At 59.0% G+C, this 24,907-nt stretch carries 28 protein-coding genes; 10 read left to right on the forward strand and 18 right to left on the reverse strand.

The annotated features are described in order from the left end of the window. Window positions 1-40 precede the first annotated feature (40 nt). The 4 genes from AC07Y9_RS02995 to AC07Y9_RS03010 form a co-directional block, all read right to left on the reverse strand. Window positions 41-541, reverse strand: coding sequence for a universal stress protein (locus AC07Y9_RS02995; protein ID WP_007931386.1), 501 nt, complete (start codon window positions 539-541; stop codon window positions 41-43). Between the two features lie 93 nt (window positions 542-634). Next, complete coding sequence (locus AC07Y9_RS03000; RefSeq protein WP_007931385.1) at window positions 635-1,540, reverse strand: 5'-nucleotidase; 906 nt, start codon at window positions 1,538-1,540, stop codon at window positions 635-637. Between the two features lie 22 nt (window positions 1,541-1,562). Then, window positions 1,563-2,519: a putative 2-dehydropantoate 2-reductase gene (locus AC07Y9_RS03005; RefSeq protein WP_102679623.1), complete on the reverse strand. Its 957-nt coding sequence runs from the start codon at window positions 2,517-2,519 to the stop codon at window positions 1,563-1,565. Further along, complete coding sequence (locus AC07Y9_RS03010) at window positions 2,519-2,905, reverse strand: thioredoxin family protein (protein WP_102679624.1); 387 nt, start codon at window positions 2,903-2,905, stop codon at window positions 2,519-2,521. Before AC07Y9_RS03010 ends, AC07Y9_RS03005 begins: the two co-directional genes overlap by 1 nt. Here AC07Y9_RS03010 and AC07Y9_RS03015 point away from each other — a divergent pair. Continuing rightward, window positions 2,904-3,347 (forward strand): PilZ domain-containing protein, encoded by a 444-nt coding sequence (locus tag AC07Y9_RS03015; protein ID WP_007931382.1) that lies wholly within the window; start codon window positions 2,904-2,906, stop codon window positions 3,345-3,347. The two genes, AC07Y9_RS03010 and AC07Y9_RS03015, sit on opposite strands and share 2 nt — an antisense overlap. A gap of 131 nt (window positions 3,348-3,478) precedes the next feature. Then, window positions 3,479-4,555, forward strand: coding sequence for a 3-deoxy-7-phosphoheptulonate synthase (locus AC07Y9_RS03020; protein ID WP_053262169.1), 1,077 nt, complete (start codon window positions 3,479-3,481; stop codon window positions 4,553-4,555). 60 nt (window positions 4,556-4,615) lie between these two features. Here AC07Y9_RS03020 and AC07Y9_RS03025 read toward each other — a convergent pair whose 3' ends face one another. Next, entirely contained in the window at window positions 4,616-4,897 is a 282-nt protein-coding gene (locus AC07Y9_RS03025) for a GNAT family N-acetyltransferase (protein WP_007931380.1), read from the reverse strand. Between the two features lie 674 nt (window positions 4,898-5,571). Here AC07Y9_RS03025 and oprI point away from each other — a divergent pair. Beyond that, on the forward strand, window positions 5,572-5,823 hold the full coding sequence (gene oprI / locus AC07Y9_RS03030) for an outer membrane lipoprotei OprI (protein WP_003448337.1): 252 nt from the start codon (window positions 5,572-5,574) through the stop codon (window positions 5,821-5,823). Window positions 5,824-5,949: 126 nt separating this feature from the next. Here the strand turns inward: oprI and AC07Y9_RS03035 are convergent, their stop codons facing one another. The 3 genes from AC07Y9_RS03035 to AC07Y9_RS03045 form a co-directional block, all read right to left on the reverse strand. Then, entirely contained in the window at window positions 5,950-6,918 is a 969-nt protein-coding gene (locus AC07Y9_RS03035; RefSeq protein ID WP_007931379.1) for a L,D-transpeptidase family protein, read from the reverse strand. Between the two features lie 114 nt (window positions 6,919-7,032). Continuing rightward, window positions 7,033-7,326 carry a hypothetical protein gene (locus tag AC07Y9_RS03040; protein ID WP_007931378.1) on the reverse strand — a complete coding sequence of 98 codons (294 nt, stop codon included), beginning with the start codon at window positions 7,324-7,326 and terminating at the stop codon, window positions 7,033-7,035. Window positions 7,327-7,382: 56 nt separating this feature from the next. Beyond that, window positions 7,383-7,988, reverse strand: coding sequence for an arylesterase (locus AC07Y9_RS03045; protein ID WP_009044965.1), 606 nt, complete (start codon window positions 7,986-7,988; stop codon window positions 7,383-7,385). 10 nt (window positions 7,989-7,998) lie between these two features. On the opposite strand from AC07Y9_RS03045, the gene AC07Y9_RS03050 reads away from it, so the two are divergent. Together AC07Y9_RS03050 and AC07Y9_RS03055 are read left to right on the forward strand one after the other, a co-directional pair. Next, the gene (locus tag AC07Y9_RS03050) at window positions 7,999-8,682 is read left to right on the forward strand and encodes an ABC transporter ATP-binding protein (RefSeq protein ID WP_007931376.1); all 684 of its coding nucleotides are present in this window, start codon (window positions 7,999-8,001) and stop codon (window positions 8,680-8,682) included. Beyond that, window positions 8,682-11,186, forward strand: coding sequence for an ABC transporter permease (locus AC07Y9_RS03055; protein WP_102679625.1), 2,505 nt, complete (start codon window positions 8,682-8,684; stop codon window positions 11,184-11,186). The genes AC07Y9_RS03050 and AC07Y9_RS03055 overlap by 1 nt, the downstream gene beginning before the upstream one ends. Window positions 11,187-11,202: 16 nt before the next feature. Here the strand turns inward: AC07Y9_RS03055 and greB are convergent, their stop codons facing one another. The 3 genes from greB to AC07Y9_RS03070 all read right to left on the reverse strand — a co-directional run bounded on the left by greB (window position 11,203) and on the right by AC07Y9_RS03070 (window position 14,264). After that, complete coding sequence (greB, locus tag AC07Y9_RS03060; RefSeq protein ID WP_009044968.1) at window positions 11,203-11,676, reverse strand: transcription elongation factor GreB; 474 nt, start codon at window positions 11,674-11,676, stop codon at window positions 11,203-11,205. 365 nt (window positions 11,677-12,041) lie between these two features. Continuing rightward, window positions 12,042-13,784: a hypothetical protein gene (locus tag AC07Y9_RS03065; RefSeq protein WP_102679626.1), complete on the reverse strand. Its 1,743-nt coding sequence runs from the start codon at window positions 13,782-13,784 to the stop codon at window positions 12,042-12,044. 186 nt (window positions 13,785-13,970) lie between these two features. Continuing rightward, entirely contained in the window at window positions 13,971-14,264 is a 294-nt protein-coding gene (locus AC07Y9_RS03070) for a hypothetical protein (RefSeq protein ID WP_037035922.1), read from the reverse strand. Between the two features lie 146 nt (window positions 14,265-14,410). On the opposite strand from AC07Y9_RS03070, the gene AC07Y9_RS03075 reads away from it, so the two are divergent. Next, on the forward strand, window positions 14,411-15,040 hold the full coding sequence (locus tag AC07Y9_RS03075) for a response regulator transcription factor (RefSeq protein ID WP_007931372.1): 630 nt from the start codon (window positions 14,411-14,413) through the stop codon (window positions 15,038-15,040). Between the two features lie 82 nt (window positions 15,041-15,122). Here the strand turns inward: AC07Y9_RS03075 and AC07Y9_RS03080 are convergent, their stop codons facing one another. From AC07Y9_RS03080 to AC07Y9_RS03090, 3 genes are all read right to left on the reverse strand, one after another. Beyond that, window positions 15,123-15,431 (reverse strand): hypothetical protein, encoded by a 309-nt coding sequence (locus tag AC07Y9_RS03080; RefSeq protein ID WP_037035956.1) that lies wholly within the window; start codon window positions 15,429-15,431, stop codon window positions 15,123-15,125. A 257-nt stretch (window positions 15,432-15,688) separates the two neighbouring features. Beyond that, complete coding sequence (locus AC07Y9_RS03085; RefSeq protein WP_102679627.1) at window positions 15,689-16,123, reverse strand: DoxX family protein; 435 nt, start codon at window positions 16,121-16,123, stop codon at window positions 15,689-15,691. Between the two features lie 102 nt (window positions 16,124-16,225). Continuing rightward, window positions 16,226-17,647 carry an MltF family protein gene (locus tag AC07Y9_RS03090; RefSeq protein WP_102690476.1) on the reverse strand — a complete coding sequence of 474 codons (1,422 nt, stop codon included), beginning with the start codon at window positions 17,645-17,647 and terminating at the stop codon, window positions 16,226-16,228. 236 nt (window positions 17,648-17,883) lie between these two features. Here AC07Y9_RS03090 and AC07Y9_RS03095 point away from each other — a divergent pair, with 236 nt between their 5' ends. The 3 genes from AC07Y9_RS03095 to AC07Y9_RS03105 all read left to right on the forward strand — a co-directional run bounded on the left by AC07Y9_RS03095 (window position 17,884) and on the right by AC07Y9_RS03105 (window position 20,771). Beyond that, entirely contained in the window at window positions 17,884-18,690 is an 807-nt protein-coding gene (locus tag AC07Y9_RS03095; RefSeq protein ID WP_102679629.1) for a TatD family hydrolase, read from the forward strand. 85 nt (window positions 18,691-18,775) lie between these two features. Then, window positions 18,776-20,257: a methyl-accepting chemotaxis protein gene (locus tag AC07Y9_RS03100; protein ID WP_102679630.1), complete on the forward strand. Its 1,482-nt coding sequence runs from the start codon at window positions 18,776-18,778 to the stop codon at window positions 20,255-20,257. Window positions 20,258-20,408: 151 nt separating this feature from the next. Then, entirely contained in the window at window positions 20,409-20,771 is a 363-nt protein-coding gene (locus AC07Y9_RS03105) for a terminase (protein WP_102679631.1), read from the forward strand. Window positions 20,772-20,778: 7 nt separating this feature from the next. On the opposite strand, the gene AC07Y9_RS03110 is transcribed toward AC07Y9_RS03105, so the two are convergent. The 3 genes from AC07Y9_RS03110 to AC07Y9_RS03120 all read right to left on the reverse strand — a co-directional run bounded on the left by AC07Y9_RS03110 (window position 20,779) and on the right by AC07Y9_RS03120 (window position 22,874). Further along, window positions 20,779-21,576, reverse strand: coding sequence for an acyl-CoA thioesterase (locus tag AC07Y9_RS03110; RefSeq protein ID WP_102679632.1), 798 nt, complete (start codon window positions 21,574-21,576; stop codon window positions 20,779-20,781). A gap of 107 nt (window positions 21,577-21,683) precedes the next feature. After that, window positions 21,684-22,451, reverse strand: a complete 768-nt coding sequence (locus tag AC07Y9_RS03115) for a CHAD domain-containing protein (protein WP_102679633.1) — start codon at window positions 22,449-22,451, stop codon at window positions 21,684-21,686. Window positions 22,452-22,595: 144 nt separating this feature from the next. Beyond that, the gene (locus tag AC07Y9_RS03120; protein ID WP_007931360.1) at window positions 22,596-22,874 is read right to left on the reverse strand and encodes a hypothetical protein; all 279 of its coding nucleotides are present in this window, start codon (window positions 22,872-22,874) and stop codon (window positions 22,596-22,598) included. Between the two features lie 263 nt (window positions 22,875-23,137). Here AC07Y9_RS03120 and AC07Y9_RS03125 point away from each other — a divergent pair, with 263 nt between their 5' ends. Next, window positions 23,138-24,178 (forward strand): patatin-like phospholipase family protein, encoded by a 1,041-nt coding sequence (locus AC07Y9_RS03125; protein ID WP_007931359.1) that lies wholly within the window; start codon window positions 23,138-23,140, stop codon window positions 24,176-24,178. A gap of 33 nt (window positions 24,179-24,211) precedes the next feature. Here AC07Y9_RS03125 and AC07Y9_RS03130 read toward each other — a convergent pair whose 3' ends face one another. After that, entirely contained in the window at window positions 24,212-24,907 is a 696-nt protein-coding gene (locus AC07Y9_RS03130) for a response regulator (RefSeq protein WP_007931358.1), read from the reverse strand.

The raw sequence follows: 24,907 nt of genomic DNA on the forward strand, positions 1-24,907 counted from the left end.
TAAATCTAGAACTTTTCTTCAGAAAATTCCAACAAGCGCGTCAGATATCTCCGAGCCGCCGACGCTGTACCAAGGGCACCAGGTAAACCGGAACCTTGGCCAGTTGCAGTACCCTGGCTGCCGTCCTGCCCAATGGAGTTTCACCGCCCGCCCCATGGCTGTGACTTCCTACGATCAACAAATCCACAGAGAGTTTCGACGCCTGCTCGAGAATGACGTGCGAGGGGTCCCCCTGAAAGACCCTGACCGACTGAATCAGCGCGAGATCCTGCATGCCCTCCCCCAACTCTTCGCGAAAGCTGTCGAGTACCCGTTGCTCGATATTCGCCATCACCGTGCTCAGACCCTGACTGTGAAACTCATTCAGGGCCTGTTCGTCGAGATAACTCTGCAACACCGACTCGGCAAACAGTCCCATGGGCTCCACCGCATGAACCACGTGCAATTCGGCATTGAATGTTCGAGCCAGCTCCAGGGCATGTTGCATCACGTAGGGCGCATACAGACCGAGGTCAGTGGCATACAGCATCGAACGAATCATATGACCTCCTCGACTGCCAATATGGCGGAGATTGATTCAGCTTAGCAGTGCCAAGGCGACTACGACGTCCCGCGCAAGCCCGTGAACATTGAGCTAAACCTTGGTTTCGTTGCTGATACCGTGGGGTACGTGACCGGTGGCGACCACTTCGCGGGCCAGTTCGCAATGACCCGCCTGATCGTCGAAGAACACATCGGCGGCGAAAGCTTCGAGAAAGGCGGCCTTCTCCAGGCCGCCCAGGAACAACGATTCGTCCAGGCGGATATCCCATTCGCGCAGGGTGCGGATCACCCGCTCATGGGCGGGTGCCGAACGCGCCGTCACCAGGGCGGTGCGGATCGGACAACCATCGTCGGGGAATTCACGCTGCAACAGATTGAGCGCGGCGAGGAAGCCTTTGAACGGCCCCCCACGCAACGGCTCGCGGGCGGACTCACGCTCCTTGGCCTGAAAGGCTTCCAGGCCACCGAGCTGATAGACCCGTTCCGACTCATCGGAAAACAGCACGGCGTCACCGTCGAAGGCGATCCGCAGTTCGGCGCTGGCGGCGCGTCGGGCGCCACCGGAAAGAATGGTCGCCGCGGCGAACCCGGCGTCCAGTGCGCTGCGCACATCTTCGGCATGGGTGGAAAGAAACAGGTCGCAGCCAAAGGCCGCGAGGTAGGGATAAGGGCTGCGCCCACCAACAAACGCGGCCCGGGAAATATCCAGGCCGTAATGCTGAATCGAGTTGAAGACCCGCAGGCCCGTGTCGGCACTGTTACGCGACACCAGCACCACCTCGACCCGCGCCCGGCCGAGGCTGGCATTGAGGCTCAAGAGTTTTTTCACCAGGGGAAAAGCATCGCCCGGTTCGAGGGATTCCTCCTCGTGATCGATCTGATACTTGCGGTAAGCTTCGACCCCCTCGGCCAGATAGACCTTATGGCTCTCGCTGAGATCGAACAGGGCCCGCGATGAAATCGCCACCACCAGTTTACCGCCCAAGCCCTTTGCCATATCCCTTCCCCCGATGCTGCGATCAACCGTTATGCCGGTCGATAAAACTCAACGCCTGATACAAGGCTTCCATTTTCGGCAGTTCGCACCCCGCCGCTTTGGCCGCGGCCAATGGCGCGGCATAGATGGCCGACAACTCCAGCGCACGTTTGTGCTGGTAGTCGTGGTACATGCTCGGCCAATAGTCCGGCATGCCTTCGGTCACCTTGAACAAGTGCTCAGCATAGCCGTCCGGCATGCTGTGACCACAGGCCAGGGCACCTTGCACCACTTCACGCATCAAGGCCTGAATCAGCTCGCGACTGTCGGCATCGGCCATCAGCGGCGTGGTGCTGGCGTTAAGCAATACCGACAAACCGTTATAGGGCACGTTCCACACCAGTTTCTGCCAGCGCGCCTGCTGCAGGTTGGCCATGACCTGGGAATCAATACCGGCCTTGCGGAATAGCGCGGCGCCCTCTTCCACTATTGCCTGGCGCTGCGACTCGCCCTGCGCTGCCGGGCCACTGTGATACCCCAGGTTCACCGCGCCCAGCGCCTGATGCTCAATCACCCCGGGGCCGGCACGGTGCACGCAGATAAAACACAGGCCGCCCAACAGATGCAGCGAGTCGGGAAGCAGGTCGCGCAAGCCGTCCTCCACATCCAGGCCATTCTGCAGCAACAGCACCTTGGCGCCAGGAGCCGCCGCACGAAGGATCGCCGGAGCCAGCTCGGCGTTGCTGGTGGTCTTGGCCCCCACCAGCAGCCAATCGCAGGGCGGCATGTCTTCGGCACTGGCATAGGCCTGGACCGGGTTCAGGGTCAGTTCACCATGCACCGCGCTATGCAGTTGCAACCCCCGCTCGGTGACCGCGGCGAATTCGCTGCGCAGCAGGAAATGTACATCCAGGCCGGCTCGCGCCAGCAGCATCCCGTAGAAACCACCAATCGCTCCGGTACCAATAATGCCGATTCGCGGCGTGTGGACTGCTTCCATCAAGGCAACTCCTCTGGAATTCGGTTCAGCGCCTGCGCCAGGCGCTCGCTGAGCTCGCCAGGTGCCAGGCGCGACTGCAAGGCCCCATAAAACTCACCGTCGCGCACCACGAACAATGCCGGTAAGTGAAACACCTGATAACGCTCGACCGCGCCGCCATTGTTTCCCGCATCGATCCAGCACAACCGCTCGATTGGCAGATCGAAGTCGGGCAACTGCTGCCTGGCCCAGCGACAGCTGGCGCAGCCGACGCTGGTGAATATCACCAGCGAAACACCGCTCATCGCCAACAGCCGCTGATCGATATCGAAATCAGTCAGCTCCAATTCGACCACTATACTGGGGGAAACAATGTCACATAGCCGACACTCGGAGTCTGCGTTCATGGGACGTTTCATTCCTCATCCTGACGATGTTCCGGTTGAGATGACCTTACGCGAGCACGCATGTATTTCGCGTCAACGGTTGCACACTATCAGCCTCGGCGGCATGGCTTGCAATTATCACCGCGCCTGGCGCCGCGGCACCGCACTGGAAATCTGCATCCCCACACTGGGTGAAAACGCCCGCTACAACGGCTATGTGGCCTGGTGCCTGCGACGCAAGCATGGCTATCTGGTGGGGATCGCCTTCATCGATGAGCAGACCCTGTTCCATGCCCGGATGAGTGAGCAGGTGTGCCAGATCACCCACTACTGCCACCTGCATGAGCCCCAGGCTGAGCAGCGACAGATCGAAGCCCTGGCCCAGCAATGGGTCGAACAGCATGCCGCCGAGTTCTCCCATGACCGGGTTCACCAGGCTTTTATGCAGCCAGCGCTGGATTAAACCCGCCTCTGCCCATTGTCGAGCCCCGGTGTAACGCGCTAAGGTTCGGCTCCCCGACGCGCTTAAATCCGCTGTGCACCGCCGCGCGGGGATCGCTGGCGGCCGGCACCCGTGACCTGACGAGTAACACGATGGCTGATTTACCGATCAACGACCTTAACGTCGCCTCCAACGAAACCCTGATCACTCCCGACCAGCTCAAGCGTGACATCCCGCTGAGCGACGCAGCCTTGCGCACCGTGACCAAGGGTCGCGAAGTGATCCGCAATATTCTCGACGGCACCGACCACCGCCTGTTCGTCGTCATCGGCCCGTGCTCGATCCACGACATCAAGGCGGCTCACGAATATGCCGAGCGCCTGAAAGTCCTGGCTGCCGAAGTCTCCGACACCCTTTATCTGGTGATGCGCGTGTACTTCGAGAAACCACGGACCACCGTTGGCTGGAAAGGCTTGATCAACGACCCGTACCTGGACGACTCGTTCAAGATCCAGGACGGCCTGCACATCGGTCGCCAGCTGCTGCTGGACCTGGCCGAGATGGGCCTGCCGACCGCCACCGAAGCGCTGGACCCGATCTCCCCGCAATACCTGCAGGACCTGATCAGCTGGTCGGCGATCGGTGCACGTACCACCGAATCCCAGACCCACCGCGAGATGGCTTCCGGCCTGTCCTCGGCGGTAGGTTTCAAGAATGGCACCGACGGTGGCCTGACCGTTGCCATCAACGCCCTGCAATCGGTTTCCAGCCCTCACCGCTTCCTCGGCATCAACCAGGAAGGCGGCGTATCCATCGTCACCACCAAGGGTAATGCCTACGGTCACGTGGTTCTGCGCGGCGGCAATGGCAAGCCGAACTATGATTCAGTCAGCGTGGCCCTCTGCGAACAGGCGCTGAACAAGGCGAAGATCAAGCCGAACATCATGGTCGACTGCAGTCACGCCAACTCCAACAAGGACCCGGCCTTGCAGCCGCTGGTAATGGAGAACGTGGCCAACCAGATTCTCGAAGGCAACCAGTCGATCATCGGCCTGATGGTCGAAAGCCATCTGAACTGGGGCTGCCAGGCAATTCCCAAGGACCTGGCCGAACTGCAATACGGCGTGTCGATCACCGATGCCTGCATCGATTGGGAAAGCACCGAGAAAACCTTGCGCGGCATGCACGCCAAGCTCAAGGACGTCCTGCCAAAACGGGTTCGTACCTGACCCCGTATCGCAGACACAAAAACGCCGGGCCAAGCCCGGCGTTTTTTTTGGCGTCCCCGCTCAGAGTTTCGCGGCGTGGCGCTGATGGCGCTCCATATAGCGCTCCACATATGAGCACGACGGAATCACCGTGTAACCCATGCGGTCAGCATATTCCAACGCCTGCTCGGTCAGTGCCGCGGCAATACCACGACCACGCAGCGCGTTAGGCACGAACGTCCGATAAATATCCAGGGTCTGCTTACCCAGGTCCATATAGGTCAGGTAGGCACGATGACCGTCCACATTGGTCTCGAATTGATGACCAGCCTGGTCATGGTGGATGGACAACGCCTCGCTCATCACTACTCCTCGCGGGTCTTGGATTCTGACCCCTACCTTACCGATGTTTTTCCGGCGAAGGAACAACTACGCCACCCCGTGCCTGTCTGGACACCGAGGAGAGCTTGCCGCTCTCGCATGACCGAGCACGTTTCAAATAGTAGGCACCATTGGCACCAATGCTCAAGGGACGCTTGCGTTCAAGCTACTGGCATCAGGCCAGTTTGCTGTCGATGCGTCCTCAGACCTGTTCCCAGCTACATGCAAAACGCTCGATCAAACCGCCTAAGGATCAACAACCTGAACATCGCCGGATGTTGAGATTTAAGACGAGCCCACCCATTTAAAGTCACCTCAACATGGACAAAGATGCGTGAGACGCCCCACAGATTCTGAACAAAAGTGTAGACGAGTCGATATAGATAGACTTTAGCCTACACTCCGCAAGCGCCGTGCAAAGGGGCTCTACGGCAGATACGCTTAACAAGCGCAACCTCCCAACAGGGTGACAAGGTTGCGTATTTTTTATACAGATCGATAAAAAGTTGCTCGAAAAAGATTCAACGCCTAGAATTTTTTTTGCTTCTTGCGCTACGTCAGTTTACTTACTACAAGTAATGGGTAGTATGTACGCCGGCCATTTCATCACTCGGATGAGATAGCTACTTAATAGAAAGTCCTTGAAGGGGAACACGATGAACAACGTTCTGAAATTCTCTGCTCTGGCTCTGGCCGCAGTTCTGGCTACCGGTTGCAGCAGCGTATCCAAAGAAACCGAAGCTCGTCTGACTGCAACTGAAGACGCAGCAGCTCGTGCCCAGGCTCGTGCAGACGAAGCCTACCGTAAAGCTGATGAAGCTCTGGCTGCTGCTCAAAAAGCACAACAGACTGCTGACGAAGCTAACGAGCGCGCTCTGCGTATGCTGGAAAAAGCTAGCCGCAAGTAATAATCCCTCGGGATTGTTATCGAGCCGACCCATTTACTGGGTCGGCTTTTTTATTGCCCGGGTTTTCTTGCGGCAATAAAAAACCCGTCGACGCCCGAAAGCATCGACGGGTTGCTGTTCCAACCGTTACTGCTGCATATCGATAGGCAGCGCCGAGACTACGGGCGCAGTGGTCGGTACGGCGATCTCTACCGGTAAACCATCTTCGGCCGCCACCACGTCGCGCACCACATCCCAGTTCATCCGCAAGTTATTGGCCAGGTCTTCACGCTTGAGCAAGGCGTTGATCACCGCGGTGTGCTTGTCCACGACCGACGGATTGCCCTTGTCATCCAGCGGCGTGTGAGCTTCCAGATAGACTTTTCCAGCGCTGATACCAAACTTGTACGGATCGTTGAGAATGCGCACCGATGTCCCCACTGGCACCATGCTCGCCATTTCCAGGACGTTGTTGTTGAACATCCGGAAGCAGCCGTGGCTGGTGCGCATACCGATCCCGAACTTCTTGTTCGAACCGTGGATCAGGTAGCCCGGCGTACCCAGGGTGAACTTGAATGGCCCCAACGGATTGTCCGGACCTGCCGGCACCACGTTTGGCAGCGGGTCACCGTCGGCGGCGTGCTCGGCCTTGATCGAGGCAGGCGGAGTCCAGGTCGGATTCGGCGTCTTCGCGACAATGCTGGTATGGGCGATCGGCGACCCCCAACCTTCCCGGCCGATACCCAGGGGGAAGGTGTACACCACGTTCCGCCCTTTCGGGTAGTAGTACAGGCGATACTCAGCCAGGTTGATCACGATGCCTTCACGAGGTCCCGGCGGCAGGATGAAACGCGTCGGCAACACCACTTCGGTGCCCGCGCCCGGCAACCAGGGATCCACTCCCGGGTTGGCCGCGACCATCTCGTAATAGCCCAGGTCGTAGGTCGTGCCCAGGTCGGCAAAGGTGTCTTCGTACTTGGCCTTGATCACCTGTACCTGACCGACGATATCTTCGCCCGGTGGAGGTAGAGGCAGTTCCAATGCGGCAACGGGGCCAGCCACACAGAAGGCGGCAAGCGTCAGGCAACGGGTGACGACAGGAAAGCGCGGCAACATCCGGAAAATCCTTCGCATGATCAACGAGTAAAAAAGTGATTGTACACCCGCCCCCGTGGCTGCGGGAGCGACAGCTGCATCAGCAAGGAGGGAGCCGGGCGAGAACTTGCTGCCTTACAGTTCGAAACGCAACTCTGGCCAGATCGGTGGCGTGCCGCGCTTTTGCGATTCGAGGATCGCCCGGCACAACGGACACAGGCGCTGGTCCTGGAAAATGGTCCGGTCGACACTCGACCAGCGCGGTTGCGCGGGCAGCAAGGTGCCGCACAACGTGCGATCGGCAGAGCCGCCCAGCTCCAGCTGACGCGTCACCAGGTGCACCCGGACTTCCTGGCAGGCGAACAGGTCGAGCTGTTCGTCAGGCTCGATCAGTTGGTAGGCAAACAGGGACCAGGCGGGACGCGGCATCGGGGGCTCCAAATCGGGGGCGCCACATTAGCCGAAACACTGCCGGTAGAAAAGCGTCAAAGCAGCGGTTTTAGCGTCGGCCAGACATTTTCCAGCAACTTGCCCTGAGCGGTGACCGCAGGGTGGATGCCATCGGCCTGCATCAGCTCGGGATTGCCGCCGACCCCTTCCAGAAAAAATGGCACCAGCGCTACGTTTTTTTCATTCGCGAGCTTGCTGTACACCTCGGCAAACGCCTGGGTATAACGCACGCCGTAATTGGGTGGCAACTGCATGCCAAGCAACAACACCTTGGCACCACTGGCCTTGGAGCTGTCGATCATCGAAGCAAGATTTTGTTGCAATTGCGTGGGCTGTTGCCCACGCAGTCCATCGTTGCCGCCCAACTCGAGAATCACCAGCTCCGGCTTGTGCTCTGCAAGCAGCGCCGGCAGCCGCGCCTGGCCACCTGCGCTGGTGTCTCCACTGATGGAAGCATTGACCACCTTATCGTTGAAACCTTCGCTCTTGAGCCGTTGCTCGAGCAGTGCCACCCACCCCTGCCGGGTATCCAGGCCGAAAGCCGCGCTGATACTATCGCCAACGATCAGGACTGTACCCGCCGCTGCGTTCTGGGCCATGCACATCAAGGCCAGGCCAGCACTCAAAAACCACACACGCATCGGATTCTCCATGGGCGCAAGCATTCTCACTGCGCGGAACCTTAGCAAAGTGGTTCCCAGCGCGGAAGGTGAACTGACCATCCTGCACGAACTCAGCCTGGAGCTGAACAAAGGCGACAGCCTGGCCATCGTCGGCAGTTCCGGCTCCGGAAAATCCACCCTGCTCGGCCTACTGGCCGGGCTCGACCTGCCCAGCAGCGGCGAGGTCACCCTGGCCGGTCGCAGTCTCGGCACATTGGACGAAGACCAGCGCGCCCGAATCAGGGCCGAGCATGTGGGCTTCGTCTTCCAGTCGTTCCAACTGCTCGACAGCCTCAATGCCCTGGAGAACGTCATGTTGCCCATGGAGCTGGACGGCCGTCGGGATGCCCGCGAGCGTGCGACCGAACTGCTCCAACGCGTCGGGCTCGGGCAGCGCCTGAGTCACTCGCCTCGCCAGCTCTCCGGTGGCGAACAACAGCGGGTGGCCATCGCCCGCGCCTTCGCCGCCGAACCTGACGTGCTGTTCGCCGACGAGCCGACCGGCAACCTCGACAGCCACACCGGCGAGCGCATCAGCGACCTGCTGTTCGACCTGAACAAGGAAAGCGGTACGACGCTGGTCCTGGTCACTCACGATGAACGCCTGGCCCATCGTTGCCGGCGCCTGATCCGCCTTGAAGCCGGCCTGCTGGTCGCCCCCCTGGAGCCTTGATGGCACGCCTGCCGCTGTTGCGCCTGTTCAGTCTTGCCGTTCGCCAACTTCTGCGCGACGCCCGCGCCGGAGAACTGCGGGTATTGTTCTTCGCCCTGGTGGTGGCTGTAGCCGCCAGCACCGCCATCGGCTATTTCGGTGCACGCCTCAACGGCGCGATGCTGTTGCGCGCCACGGAGTTTCTCGGCGCGGACCTGTTGCTTGAAAGCAGCTCTCCAGCAAGGCCAGAACAGATACAAAGCGGCCGGGAACTGGGCCTGCAACATGCGCAGGTGGTGGAGTTCTCCAGTGTGATCGCCACCGACAATGGCATCCAGCTTTCCAGTATCAAGGCCGCGGACGATGCCTACCCGCTGCGCGGCGAACTGAAAAGCGCCCCCGCCCCTTACGCGACGGAAGAAACCGGCGGTGGTCCGCAACCGGGTGAAGCCTGGGTCGAAGCCCGACTATTGACCGCGCTGGACCTGAAAATCGGCGACAGCATCGACGTCGGGATGAAAACCCTGCGCCTGAGCCGGGTACTGACTTACGAACCGGATCGCGCCGGCAACTTCTATAGCCTGACCCCCAGGGTCCTGATCAACCTGAGCGACCTGAACGCCACCGGCGTGGTGCAACCGGGCAGCCGGGTCAGTTACAAGGAGCTCTGGCGCGGTCCGGGAAGCGCCCTGGAAACCTATCGTCAATTGATCAAGCCAGGCCTGGCGGCCAATCAGCGCCTGCAGGATGCCCGAGATGGCAACCGCCAGATCGGCGGAGCCCTGGGCAAGGCCGAACGCTACTTGAACATGGCCAGCCTGGTGGCGGTGCTGCTGGCAGGCGTGGCGGTTGCCCTGTCCGCTGCACGCTTCGCTTCCCGCCGTTTCGACGCCAGCGCGCTGCTGCGCTGCCTGGGCCTGTCCCGCCGGGAAACCATGCTGCTGTTCACCCTGCAACTGGCCCTGCTCGGCATCCTGGCTAGCATCGTCGGCGCACTGCTTGGCTGGCTCGCCCAGCTTGGGCTGTTTTACCTGCTGCATGACCTGCTACCCACCGATGTGCCTCCTGGCGGGCTGCTTCCCGCCGTCGCCGGTATCGGCACCGGCCTGGTGGCACTTGGCGGTTTCGCCTTGCCGCCACTGGCGGCGCTGGGGCGTGTCCCACCCTTGCGGGTGTTGCGCCGTGACCTGCTGCCGATCCCCCCAAGCACCTGGATGGTGTATGGCGCCGCCTTGCTGGCCCTGGGCTTGATCATGTGGCGCCTGAGCCTGGATCTGCTGCTGACCTTTGCCTTGCTCGGCGGCGGCGTCATTGCTGCCCTGGTTCTGGGCGGATTACTGCTGCTGGCCCTGCAGAGTCTGCGTCGCTTGCTGACCAAGGCGTCGCTGCCATGGCGCCTGGGGCTGGGCCAGCTGCTGCGGCATCCTTTGGCCGCTGCCGGGCAATCCCTGGCCTTCGGCTTGATTCTGCTGTCGATGGCCTTGATTGCGCTGTTGCGTGGAGAATTGCTCGACACCTGGCAAAACCAGTTGCCCAAGAACGCACCGAACTATTTCGCGCTGAATATCCTGCCCGCGGACAAACAAGCTTTCACCGACAAGCTGGTGGCGCTTTCCGCCCCTTCCGCGCCGCTGTATCCGGTAGTGCCAGGGCGGCTGATCAGCATCAACGACGAACCGGTCCGGGAAATCGTCAGCAAGGACTCCAGTGGCGATCGCGCCGTGCAGCGCGATTTGAGCCTGACCTGGGCCGCAGATCTGCCAGCTGGCAATAAGATCACCAGCGGCTCGTGGTGGGCACAACAGCCCGAAGGGGATTTACCTGGCGTCTCGGTCGAGGCCCAGGTGGCCGAAAGCTTGAAACTCAAACTCGGCGACCAGATGACATTCAGCGTCGGAGGGGTCAATCGCGAGGCCAGGGTGACCAGCCTGCGAGAAATCAACTGGGACAACTTCCAGCCCAACTTCTTCATGATCTTTCAGCCGGGCACGCTGCGGGATCTGCCCGCCACTTACCTGACCAGCTTCTATCTGGCTGCGGGTCATGACCAGCAGGTGGTCGAGTTGTCCAGGGCGTTTCCGGCAGTGACCATCCTGCAAGTGGAGGCTCTGCTCGAACAACTACGCAGCATCCTGGCCCAGGTCACCCTGGCCGTGGAATACGTGCTGCTGTTTGTACTCGCTGCCGGCATGGCCGTGCTGTTTTCCGGACTGCAGGCCACCCTGGACGAGCGTATTCGTCAGGGTGCCCTGCTACGGGCGCTGGGTGCGGAACGACAATTACTGGTCAAGGCCCGGCGTATCGAGTTCGGGCTGCTGGGAGCCCTCAGCGGGCTACTGGCGGCATTGGGATCGGAACTGGTGAGCCTGGTGCTGTATCGGTTTGCCTTCGACCTGCCCTGGCATCCACATCCTTGGCTGTTGCTCCTGCCTGTTATCGGTGCCCTGCTGATCGGAGGTGCCGGTGTCTACGGGACACGCCGAGCATTGAATGCCAGCCCACTAACAGTACTGCGCGAGGGGTAAGCCCCTCGCAGGCAGTTCATTTCACGTATTCGATCTGATTGATCCACCAGCACATTTCTCCACCGGGCGTCTGCACTATCGCCTCGTCGCCGACTTCTTTCTTCAAGAGCGCCCGGGCCATGGGCGAATCGATAGAGATGTAATCCTTCTGCCCGTATATCTCGTCATAGCCGACGATACGGAAACGCTTGGTTTCACCCTCTTCATTCTCGATATCGACCCAGGCGCCGAAGAAAACCCGACCCTCCTGTTCCGGCGAATAAGACACGACCTTCATGTCTTCGAGTCGCTTGCGCAAGTAGCGAACCCGGCGATCAATTTCCCTCAGGAGTTTCTTGTTGTATTGATAATCGGCGTTTTCACTTCTGTCCCCCAGGGAGGCCGCCCAAGTGACTTTCTGCGTCACATCCGGACGCTTCTCCCGCCACAGGTAATCCAGCTCGTTTTTCAGAGCCTCGAAACCTTCCTGCGTAATGAGCTTGGTACTCAATTGGTTAAATTCCCCATGCAGAGCCTTATGAGCCGTTCAGCATTATGATTCAACCGGGGCACTGAGAACCAATATTGAGCAAAATAAACCTTCCAGTAAGACGCATGCCATCGGAACATCCACCATCTAGAATGAATCGTTCTCTAGGCTCTGTATGAAAAGCGACTGCCTTGGTCATGCGAGGTAAAAACAAGCTCATGCGCAAGTCCGATCAGAACGCTCATCAAAGAACACGCATGCTCCCCATTCCTCCCGTCTCCTGCCCAACCATTACTAGCCGACTATTTCATACAGATCACATATTGCCTTATATGAAAAAACACCCAGGGACTAAAATAGACACTTGCAATTTCAACTGAGGCGCCTTACTCGTCATCGTTGAATAAGGTACTAGATATGCTATGCAGACTATTATTGAAGGTCACTGTCTCATTGAAGCCTTTTACAATATTACTCAGCTTTTTACGGGTGCTGGATAGCTGCGCTAATCTTTCCACAAGCTCGGCATTTTTTTGCTGGATCCCGATGTCCCGTTTTTCGAGCTCGGATGCACGAACACTTTGTTTTACAGAAATTTCTTCAAGACGTTGTTGCTCCAACTGCAATAGCTCAGAGCGCCGCGCAACACTTCGCTCTCGGGACTCCACACTTTCAGCCAACTGCTGTAGCGCAACGCTGCGTTCGGCAATCACCTTGGAGTTGTGCTCTGCGGATTTATCGATAGCGATCCTCTCTTGTTGAAGCTGGCTTTGTAACTGGCGCAAGTATTCATCCTTTTCCTGAAGCTTGCGTTCTCGCTCCTGCAATTGCTCCTTTAAAAGCTCCAAGGCCTCCTGCTGCTTCACTGCAATCAATTTTTGTTGTGCCAGTTCCTGCGCCATATGTGCAAGATTCGACAACGTGTTCTCTACATCAAAAAGCAGATGATCGGTATCCGCCCCCTGAGATACAACTTCGGTATCGGGAGCCGTATCCATCAGGAACTGATCCTTATCCAGCGAATGCTCTAGTGAGGCTTCACAACCGTCCGACTCATCCGGCATTGCATCCACAGCATTTTCACCGGACTGATCGATATCAGGGATGGTTTGAAGCTGCCTGTCTACCAAAGTCGGAACTCTGTCAGACATCGACAGGTCGTACTCATTTCCCTGGGTTAATTCCACATCATCCTCCGAAGTCAAATCGCGAACCACCTCCGCCAAGTCAGCCAGTGTGTTCTGTATACCTTGATGCAGACGTACAGCATCGACCTCCGGGTCAGCAGACTGGTCAGCATCTACTCTATGTGTTGTAACACCTGACAGGAGAGCATCATTCCTGGATGAGTCGACATGGCTTTCGATATTGGTGATAGCTAAGCCAGCAATACCCTGTTGAAGATCCTCGGCCAATAACGAGGCCTCAGTAGAGCCCTCCCTTACATAAGCCTCGGTTTCAGCGTCCTTTTGGCATAATTCATATGGTTCTCCAATCGGCTCAGATCTGGACGGGGCATCATCGGGTAGGTCCCCTTCAAGGTCCTCAACAGTTTCTGGCGAACCATACTCGTTCGAGTCAGGAACCTCGTCCACATACTCTGTGGCATCTTTTGCAGCAGGGGTATTTTGAGAGGTCGTCTCAATAGAAACATCAAGGGCTGGAACGCTGAGTTCGGTGTCATCAATTGCAGGCAGACAAACTGTCGAAGCTTCTGATGATATGAGTTTCACCACCAAATTTTTCTTGATGGTGAGTGAGCGATGCTCGGAAAGGTTCCCCGTCGGTATCACACAGCCTTTAAGGTCAATCAGATGGTAGGGAGTGCCAACACTGCCAGCAGCACCTTGTTGTCGAATCTCAAGCCGCGTTGCATGAGTAACTATCTCTTTGAAGACCTGAATAACCAGACGCCAATCGCGCTCGCTTTCAATCGAACTCAGCGCATACTCTTTCCCCTTTTTATGCAACATCGCAATATAAACTCGCGACTCTCCGACTTCAGCGCCCTCATTTAAGCTATAGGCAAGAAAATTACGCCTCAGCATAGGAATTGCAAAACTGCAGAGCACCGCACCATTCAGCACTTCTTGCTCTGCGTTTTCGATGGAAATAGTTCGTAGCAGCATCGCTGACTTAGGCTCCGTCATATATCTAAAAACATATCACACGGAGTAAAAAATACCTCCTAACAACACATGCCAGCAACCGGACAATTCCCATTCTTCAGGTAGAACTATCCGACAACTCACAACCAGAAAAGTCAACGCTTTCGATTTACCATGTTATGGCTGACAGCCTTGACCACTCCGATCTCATTTAAGAGGAATATTCAAACCCTTCTGCGGACTGAGCTTGAACAGCCACCAATCATAATTCGACCATAGCATGACTAACCCTCCCGCCAGCAGTAGCAGTACTAGCCCGGCCCCTCCTGTCAATATCAGTCGTTGCTGCCAGCTAAAAAAACACAGCGCGACACCAGCCACCCCCATCAACATCGCTAGAGAAGGAGCAAACCAGTAGATAAAACGATCAAGACGCAAAAGAGTGTTGAATAACCAAGAGCCTTTCAGATGAGAGGTCGGTCTAAAGATAATAATATGCATAGCGGGCGTGGCTTGGCCAGATAAAAACGGAGCTCAACCATAACTTAGCCACACAATGACAACTATCAGATTCGTCTGATTTAGTTTTCAGAGTGCTCGGATAACATACGCAGGGCACCCTCCCCCTAAATATCGAGATGCCTTGCATGGGAAGTATCATCATCGTCGACGACCATCCGTTGATTCGACTCGCCATAAGAACCGTTCTGGAACCTCACGAACACAACATCGTCGCGGAGGCGGACAACGGGGCCGACGCCGTCCAGCTGGTACGCAAGCATCTTCCAGACCTGCTCATCCTGGACTTGAACATACCCAACCTCGACGGTTTTTCCGTTATCTCCCATATAAAGTCCGCTGGACTGCCAATAAAGACACTGGTGCTGACTTCCAGCAACTCCAAGAACTTCGCCTTGCGCTGTTTGCAGGCCGGAGCGGCTGGTTTTCTGTGCAAGAACGATAATCTGAACGAACTGGCTAATGCGGTAAAAGCCATATTGTCGGGGTATAGCTATTTCCCCGAGGATACAATCAGCACCTTGCAACAGAATACAAACGCCGCCTGCCAAGAGAGTGTCTTGATTGCCCAACTGACCGACCGGGAAATCACCGTCCTGAAACTGCTGGCGAGCGGTCTGAATAATCAGAAAATCGCGGATGCGTTGCTGATCAGCCACAAGACGGTGAGCACCTATAAGGTCAGGCTGCTAAAACGGTTCAATGTTTCCAATCTGGTAGCGCTGGCGGAGCTGGCCAAACGCAACTCCGTAGTTTGACCCCCTGATATCGATGCAGCCTTTAGCTGGGATTCAGAAACATCGCCCCCACCTCGACAGCCAGGTTGATCACCTACGGTACTTACCTACGGGTGATCAGCCCCTGTCGAGCCACACGGGTCAGATGCCGGATGACTTCCGCAGCATTTTCCGAGCTGGGCGCCTGTATCACCGCAAGGTCAAAACTGTCGTTGGCAAAACGTGCCAAGGACTCGCCGTCTTCGATGAACTGGATCAGAAAGGCCGAAGGGCCTGTGCTGCGACGTGGCCAGCCATCGAGATAACGCAGCAATGTCGGCTGGTGTGTGCCGCCAAGAAGAATTTTTGGATTGCGCTGAACAAGATTCGCCGTGATTGGCGCAAGACGTACAGGAGGGTGGAGTGCATTCATCGTGTCGTGTCTCTGCCTCAATTTTCTGCCGGGCAGGTGAGAGGCAACACCGAACCAGCGCTTTAGCGGTATTTCGAAGCCGGTAGAGCTTCTGTCGGTGATATTCCGAATCACCTGGCGCCCCGCAAGTAGCTGTTTAAATCGGCGCATGGGCAACAATCCTAGAGAAGCCGACGGGGTAGTGTCAAGAATCCCCAATAACGAAATCAGCAACAAAAAAGGCCCGCTACAAGCGGGCCTTGGGTGTTTTCCGGAAGTTACTTGGCAATTGCCGCATCGAGTGACAATTTGCCCGCGCCTTCGATCAGAACCGCAATGGCACCGCCGAGCAGAGCCAGGGCGAACTCATAACCATTGTTCGCCATGAACAGGCCATTGCTGATGTGCACGGAGAAAATCGCCACCAGCAAGGTGAAGCTCAACCCCAACGCGGCAGGACGTGCCAACAGACCGATAATCAGCGCCAGACCGCCGAAGAACTCGGTACCGCCCGCCAACAGCGCCATCAAGTGTCCTGGTGCCAGGCCGATGCTCTCCATCCACTGTGCCGTACCTGCCAATCCGTAACCGCCAAACAGACCGAAAAGCTTTTGCGCGCCGTGAGCGGCGAAAATGATGCCGACAAAAACTCGCAGGACGGTCAGGCCGTAGCCTGCACGGGTGTTCAGTACGGTTTTGATCAGTGTGCTCATGCTGTGTAGTCCTTTGTAGTGTTGGGTAATGGGTCGCTATATTAATCACAAAATCTCATGTTAAAAGTGCAAAAATAGCAATATAACAATCAATTTTATCGATTATTTCCTTGAGACGACCTTACGCGCTTGCGGCTCCAACGATTCGCGTTCCCGGTCAAAGGCCAAATAGTATTTGTTGACGCTATTAACATAGCTGACGGCGCCCATTCCGACCTGTTCCATGGCAATGCGCTCGACCTGGAAAAACCACTGATTGGGGTTCAACCCGCGTCGCCGGGCTTCGGTCCGCATACCCTGCACTCGCTCCGGCCCCATGTTGTAGGCCGCCAGGACAAATGCCATACGCTCGCGCTCGTTGAGCTTGGGACTGGAAAAGAACTTGCGCCGGATCAACGCCAGGTACTTGGCTCCGGCCAGCACATTGCTATCGAGGGTCTGGATGTTATTGACCCCTACCCGCTGGGCGGCTGACGGGGTGATCTGCATCAGGCCGGTCGGGCCGCTGCCGCTTCTGGCAGAGGGCTGCAACGACGACTCCTTGAAGGCCAGCGCCGCCAGATTCAACCAGTCCATGTTCTGGGCATCGGCATGCTTCTGTAATACCGGGCGCAATTTTTCCAGGCGCTGGCGATCGGCCCGGGTCAAAGGGTTATGCACCTGATACAGGCGTCGATAGATGCGTAAGAACGCAACATCCTGATCCGCCGGAGCCTTGTAGACCTTCAGGAAACGATCGATGCTCGCCCGCAGCATCGAGGCATCCCGCCGCACGAACCAGTGCTCCTCGCCAGGCTCGCTGATGACCAGTTGCCGATCAAAACGCAGCTTCGGCAGAACTTTGCCCCAGCGCTCGGCAATGGGCTTCTCGACGATGGTCAGGTGAAAGATCCCGCCCTGGACCATTTCCAGGACATCTTCGACTGCCAGGCTCGGATCGACCCACTCGACCTTGACCGGCGCCAGCTTATGCAGCGCCAGCTTCTGATTGATCTGGCTCACCGCATCCCCGGCAGCGCTGCCTGTGGTCAGCGCCAGGGTCTTGCCGGAGAGCTGTTCAGGCCGGGTGTAGCGCCGCTCGCCCTTGACTCCCACCAGCAGCAACGGCACGTTGCTGGCGACCGGTTCACTGGGGCTTACCGCTTGCCCCGGTAGCGCCTCCAACAACTCTCCTGGAGCGACCAGATCCCCCTCGCCACGCTGCAGCGCACCGAGCAATTGATCCTTGGCTTTGGGAATGATCTTGAGACTGATTTCCTGACCGTCGCGAGCGTGACCATTGAGGTACTGCTCAAAGGCGCGCAGACGGTGATATTCGACACCGATGGCCTGGCCCTGGACTTCACCGGAGCTATTGCGACTCTGGTTGACCAGCACGCGCAAGACCCGGCTGCTGCGAATGTCCGCCAGGTCGCGAACCTTGCCCGCTACGGCCGCTTCCGGAGGGCCAGCCAAGCGTGCTACCGCCGGCAGGGGCAGCAGCAACAACAAGCACAACGCTAGCAAAACCGAGGGTCGCGTCATCCGCTCTCCGGGAAGAATACTGTCCGGGTTTTCGAGCAATGGCGAAAACGCGGGCGACAGAAACAGAGCGCCTAGAGCGCTGACAAGATGCGAAAGACTGGCACAACCACGGCTGGCAAACCAACCGCAGCCTTTCTTCCGGCATCAAGAGACAGCTTCAACTCGTTGTAGTTCTTAGCTTTTCTTATAAATCTACAGCTCTGATATGCTTTCCGGCCGCAGGCGGAGATAGCACCATGCAACTCATCGATATCGGCGTCAACCTGACCAATCCAAGTTTCGCCGAAAAACATCGCGCAGTACTGGACCGTGCCTATGCCGCCGGCGTCTGCCAACTGGTGCTCACTGGCACCAGTGTCGAGGGCAGCGAACAGGCACTCGAGCTGTCGCGGCAACTGGATGAAAGTGGCCGCCAACTGTTCTCTACCGCCGGGATTCATCCGCATTGCGCCAGCGACTGGAATGCCGACAGCGCACAGCGCTTGCGCAGCCTGCTCAAGGAAAGCAGCGTCAAGGCCGTGGGCGAATGCGGCCTGGACTTCAATCGGGACTTCTCCCCCCGAGGGCAACAGGAAAAAGTGCTGGAGGAACACCTGGCCCTGGCCGTTGAACTGCAACTGCCGGTCTTCCTCCACGAACGCGATGCCAGCCAGCGCCTGCTGGAAATAGTCCGCGACTTTCGTGACCGCTTGCCGGCCGCGGTGGTGCATTGCTTCACCGGCGAACAGCGCGCGCTGTTCAACTATCTGGACCTTGACCTGCACATTGGCATCACTGGGTGGATCTGCGACGAGCGCCGCGGCACTCACTTGCACCCGCTGGTACGAGAGATTCCCCGCGGTCGCCTGATGCTCGAAAGCGACGCCCCCTATCTGCTACCCCGGAGCCTGCGCCCCAAGCCGAAGAACGGTCGCAACGAACCGGCCTACCTGACCGAAGTGTTGCGCGAGGTGGCCTTGCATCGCGGCGAGAGCCAGGAAGAGCTGGCGGCCCACAGTACCGCCAACGCCCGTGCCTTCTTCGCCTTGCCCGAGATTGCTTGACGCATATCAAGATTTAACTCTCTGCATAGCGGCACAATAATGGCACCTTGCCAATACTGTTCCGCTTAATCAGAGAAGACCTTCCATGGGTGCCTGGCTCAGCAATATCTCATTGAAATACAAGTTCTGGGCGGTCAATGCGGTCGCCTTCGTGACCACCCTGCTACTGGTCCTGTACGCCGTCCAGCTGGAGCAGCAAGCGCGTAGCCAGGCCTCACAAAACAACGCCAAGGCCCAGGCGAGCCTGCTCGGCGCATGGCCCTCCGGGCAAGCGCTGCCCCATGCCGAGAATCTGCTGAGCTTCGCGGCCGGCCAGATCCCCAGCCTCGACCAGCGCTCCCTGCCGCAGTTGAGCAATGCCAATGGATGGGTGGCCTTCGATGAAATGCCGCTGTTCGGCGAAAACCCACTGATCGGCGCGCAGGTGCTGCCCCGGGCCGATGGCCAACGGGTTGCGGTGCTTGCCCATGGGCCAAGCCTGCATCAGGTGTTCAGCGAACGCTTCAGCCAGTACGCGGTGGCCGTGTTCATTCTGATGCTGGCGATGCTCGGTGCTTCGCAACTGTTGATCCGTTTCCTGCTCAGCCAACTGAACACCCTCAAGGATGTGATGCTGCATGTGGAGAAGACCGGCGACCTGTCGGCCCGCGTGCCCCTGTCGTGCACGGACGAGGTCGGCCAGATGGCCAGCGCCTTCAATGCGATGCAGGCGGGTTATCAGCGGGTGGTCAACACCGTCGCCAATACCGCCCGGCAACTGGATATCGGCGCCGCGCGCCTGGCATCGAGCATGAACGATGTGCGTCACGGCATGCTGGGCCAGCAAAGCGAAACCGATCAGGCCGCGACAGCGATCAACGAAATGTCCGCCACCGTCTATCACATCGCCCAGCACGCCGGCGCCACCCGGGATCGCTCCCAGGCCGCCGATGTCCTCGCCGGCAGCGGCCAGGAAGTGGTCAGCCGCGTGCAGAAGTCCATTTCCGGGCTCTCCAGCGGCGTGCAACAGACCGCCGAGATGATCCAGCGCCTGGCCGAGGACAGTCAGAAGATCAATGGCGTGGTCAACGTGATCCACAGCATTGCCGAGCAAACCAACCTGCTGGCGCTCAATGCCGCGATCGAAGCGGCGCGCGCCGGTGAAATGGGCCGGGGGTTCGCGGTGGTCGCCGATGAAGTACGCAACCTCGCCAAGCGGGTGCAGACCTCCACCGACGAAATCACCCGGATGGTCTCCGCCCTGCAGGCAGGTACCCGCGACGCGGTGGACTTCATGCAGGAAAGCTCGTTCAAGGCAGACGATTGCGTGCAGCAGGCACAGGAAGCTGGCGCAGCGCTGGCGGAAATCACCACGGCCGTGGCGCAGATGCGTGAAAGCAATACCCAGATTGCAGTGGCCGCCGAGCAGCAAAGCCAGGTGGCGGAAGAAATGAATCGCGCCGTGGTGAGTATTCGCGACGTCACCGAAAACACGGTGCAACAGACCGTCGACTCGGCGACCACCAGCAACGAACTGGCGACCCTGGCCGGAGAGTTGAGCAAGGCCATCGGTCAGTTGAAGCTTTAAAACCGCGAGTTTCGTTGCAGCAGGATCAGCCTCCCTGCCGCGGCGAAACCCTTGCCAAGCTATCGCCCCCATAGCCAGCCTTGATTCGCCGCCCCCTCGCGTGGGGCCTATCCTTTGATACATAGGCTTCTACGAATCAAGGATCACTGTCATGGGTAAACGTCACCCCAACCTCCCCGCCTGGCAATGGCGCTCCTACCCGCATAACCACTGCAACCCGACCAACCTGGTGTTGCACCTGATTGCAGTGCCGCTGTTCATCGTCGGCTTTCTGTTGCTGGTTTCAGGAGTATTCGGCTTGAGCTTCACCAACGTCGCCATCGGCGTGGTCGGCCTGATCGCAGCCTTGGGCCTGCAGCGTCACGGCCATAGCCTGGAGGCCCAAGCCGCCGAGCCGTTCAGTGACCGTAAAGATGCAGTCCAGCGCCTGCTGGTAGAACAATTCGTGACCTTTCCACGCTTCGTCCTCAGCGGCGCCTGGTGGCGTGCATGGCGCAAGCGCCACCGGCATTGAGAGGAGTTCAACCGAAGATAGTGACCGTCTGCCGGCTGAGCGCAATCAACCGGCCTTCGGCACTCCAGAGTGCCGCGGCCGCATGCCCGTAACCGTCACAGGCATGTTCGATATTCACCCGGTACTTGCACCAGTCCAGGGTGCTCAACGCCAGCAGCGGCTGCACGAATTCAATGGTCCAGGTCAGGGTACTGCCGGGTGCCGGGCTGGTCAGGTGTGGTAACAAGGCCGGCGGCCAGGCGTCCACCAGTGCGAGGATATGCGCCTCGGTCATGGGCTCTTCCTTCACGTCGCCCCGCAGGCGCACCCAACCGCCCATGTCCCGCGACTTGTTGCCGGTGAACGGCATGCCACCGATGCTCCAGCGCATTGCCAGATGGCGCATGAACTCCGGCGTCACGCCCTTGACGTAAGGCAGTTCCGGGCACTCGTCCCAATGTTTCATGCTGGGCGCTTCCTCGGCGACAACCGTCACCTCGGACGGCCGAGAGGCACCAAAACTGCCCTGTACCAGGGTCACTACCTGACCGTTCTGCACCGCACGCCCCAGCACCTGGCTGACGGCCTTGCCCTCGCGCAGCACCTCGACTTCAAAGCTGACCGGCACATCGGGGGTGACCGGACCGACAAAGGTGATCGCCAGTGAACGCACCGGACGTTCGGCGGGGACTTTTGCGCGCATGGCTTCATACTGCAAAGCCGCCACCAATCCGCCGAAACTGGCCCGCCCCTGCGCCCACTCGGTTGGAATCGACAGTTCCAACGGTTGGTGGCGGACGGCATCGAGCAAATCGCAAAAGCGCATGAGCACCTCTGATCAAGAAAAGGGTTCGAGGATCTTAACCAGCAGTGCACACGCGTAAAGCACTTGTTCCCGCCAAAAAGACTGACAGATAAGCCGCCAGCCGGGAGTCAGCTACGGAAACAGGCCGCGCTCAGCTTGTCGAGCACCCGATCGGCACGAACCTCGGCCTTGTGCATGGTGGCGTGCCAGACCGGAACACAAGGCAACAGGTCCGCCTGCCGTTCGGCCTGGGCCAGCCATTGCCAGCAATCATGCCAGTCGCCCAGCGCGCCCTGAGCGGCCTTCAAGCGAGAGACCGCCTTGGGCGACAGTTCGGCAAGTTCGGGATAAGCCTCGGCGGCGTAGCGCACACGCTTGATCAGCAGGCGCAAACGATGCCGATCGTGAGCCGGATCGTGCAGGGCCTCGTCCAGTGCCTTCCATTGCTTGGACAGGCGCTTTTCGATGCGCTTGCGCAAACCGCGCAACAGCTCCTGACGTTGCGCCGCCCGCAGGAAACGCGGGAAGGCATCCAGCACCAGCAGCAGCTGCTGGAGTTCGGAGCCCGTCGCCACTGTCCGGTATTCATCCGCCAGCCCCGCGGTACGGCGTTCCGCGGCCTGATGGTAGTCATGCTGATGCAGGTACGCAGCCAGGACCTCACGGTCGCGTAACGGCGTCGTCAGTTGCCCTACCGCCGAAGCCGCCGCTTCCAGTTGCTCGACACCAGGCAAGCCGCGCAACGCTCGCAACAGGCTGCGCAAGCGGCGCACCGTGGTACGCAGATCGTGCAGCGCCTCGGGGTCGGTCACCGCCTGCAAACGCGCCTGGCACGCCAGCAAGCGCACCTCCAGCCCCAACACCTGTGCCACCAACCGATCAACCAAGGCAGACATCATTGACTCCCGAAACGAATGACCCGGCTCGCAGCACAAAGACTGCGGCCGGGCCCTGGCATGACTGGCAGGCGCGCTCACGACGCCTGCGAGACGGAAACTGAAGAGCGCTCTTCAGTCTAGCGGCAAACGACAGCCTTGCGATCAGCGGCCGGCGCGCGACTCACGAATATAGAAACGGGCTTTCTCGGCTTTTTTGGTGCAGCCCTCGAAGGCTTCGAATTGCTGCTGGGTCTTGGCCCCGGTCAGCAGCGACAGGGCCTTGGAATAGCTGACTGTGCCAGCGAAACCTTCGGCCTTGGCCAGGTCCAGTTCATGCCAGGCCGCATCCAGTTGCGTACCGCAGCTGTCGCGATAGGCGGTCTTGCCAGCACAACCACCGAGTACCAATGCAATCAACGGTAGACAGATCCAGGCTTTCATCAATGACACCTCAAGGTAGGGGGGAAACAGTCGTGAACGATAAGAAGCAATTGCGAACAATAAAAACAATCGTGAACGTAAGACGATCGCCGCCACTAAAAGTGCCTTGGCTCGTCAGGGAAAATATAGCCGCGCGAGCATAACCCCATGCGGCAAAACACTGGAAAAAATCCCTCTATCCAGGGCCCGCAGAGGCCGTCAGTGATTGAACCGAGACCCTCGATGGGTGCATTGTGGAAACCTGTCTGGCGAAGGATCGAGTCATGAAGAAGCGTGTCGCACTGGTCCTGGGCTCTGGTGGTGCCCGGGGTTACGCCCACATCGGGGTGATTGAGGAAATCGAAAGACGTGGTTACGACATTGCCTGTGTCGCGGGCTGTTCCATGGGAGCGGTGGTCGGTGGTATCTACGCCGCCGGCAAACTGGACGACTACCGCAGCTGGATCGAAAGCCTGGACTATCTGGATGTGCTGCGGCTGGTGGATGTCAGCTTTCGCCTGGGGGCGATACGCGGGGAGAAAGTATTCGGCCAGATCCGCAAGATCGTCGGCGAAATCAACATCGAAGACCTGCGCATCCCTTACACCGCCGTGGCCACCGACCTGACCAACCAGCAGGAAATCTGGTTCCAGGAAGGCTGTCTGCACCAGGCCATGCGGGCTTCGGCGGCGATCCCCAGCCTCTTCACCCCGGTCATGCAAGGCAATCGCATGCTGGTGGACGGCGGCTTGCTCAACCCGCTGCCCATCGTGCCGGTGGTCTCCAGCCACTGCGACCTGATCATCGCCGTCAACCTCAACTCGACCAACCAGCGTCGTTACCAGTTGCCGGTGATCCAACGCCCCGCCGCCTTCAAGAGCCGCTTCGACAGCCTGATCAACTCCCTGGGCTCGCACCTGCCCTTTCGCCGCAAGCAAGCCGAACAACTGCTGCTGCTCGAACAGGAAGCGCTGCGCAGCGAGGCTGCCGACATCGGCAACCCCTGGATCGAATCCGCCGAGCCCGAGGCCCAGCAACCGGCCGCGGCTCCGGAAACCGATGGTGCCCCGAAATCGGCCACCGGCTCGTTCATTATCGATAACGTCGGCCCCGCTTCCCTGCTGGACCTGATCAACCAGAGCTTCGAGGTCATGCAGACCTCGCTGGCCCAGTACAAGATCGCCGGCTACCCGCCGGACATCCTGATCAACGTGCCCAAGCGGGTGTGCCGCTTCTTCGAGTTCTACAAGGCTCCGGAACTGATCGCACTGGGACGGGAAATTGCCAGCGACACCCTGGACCGCTACGAGAACGAACTGAATTGAAAGAGCGTCACGATCCCTCTATCAGCAGCCCGCTCACTCCTCCGCCCCCAGCAACCGGTACCCCACCCCGGCCTCGGTCACGATAAAGCGTGGCCGAGTCGGATCGTCCGCCAGCTTCTGCCGCAGATGCCCGACCACGATACGCAGGTAGTGACTGTCCTCGGTGTGCGTCGGCCCCCAGATATCCTTGAGCAGTTGCTGCTGGGTGATCACCCGCCCCGGGTGCCGCGCCAGTTGCGCCAGCACGGCGTATTCCTTGCGCGTCAGCGCCACTTCGGCACCGTCGAGCAGTACCCGGCGATACGCCAGGTCCACGGTCAGCGGGCCGAAATCCAGGGCTGCTTCCTGCGCTTCGCCGACGGGCGCCTGGCGCAACAGCGCACGAATACGCGCCAGGAACTCCTGGATGCCAAAGGGCTTGGTCACGTAGTCGTTGGCGCCACCGTCCAGCGCTTCGACCTTCTGCCCTTCGCTGGCCCGCACCGACAACACCAGCACCGGTACGCCCGACCACTCGCGAAACTCGCGCAACACCTGCTGGCCGTCCATATCCGGCAGGCCGAGGTCGAGCACCAGCAAGTCCGGCTTGTTCAGCGCCGCCTGGGCCAGGCCTTCGTTGCCGGTGCCGGCTTCGAGCACTTTGTAGCCCTGGGACACCAGGCTGATGCGCAGGAATTTACGGATCTGCGGCTCGTCATCGATGACCAGGATGGTCGCGGTCTGGCTCAT

Source organism: Pseudomonas sp. GW456-L12 (assembly GCF_059424045.1).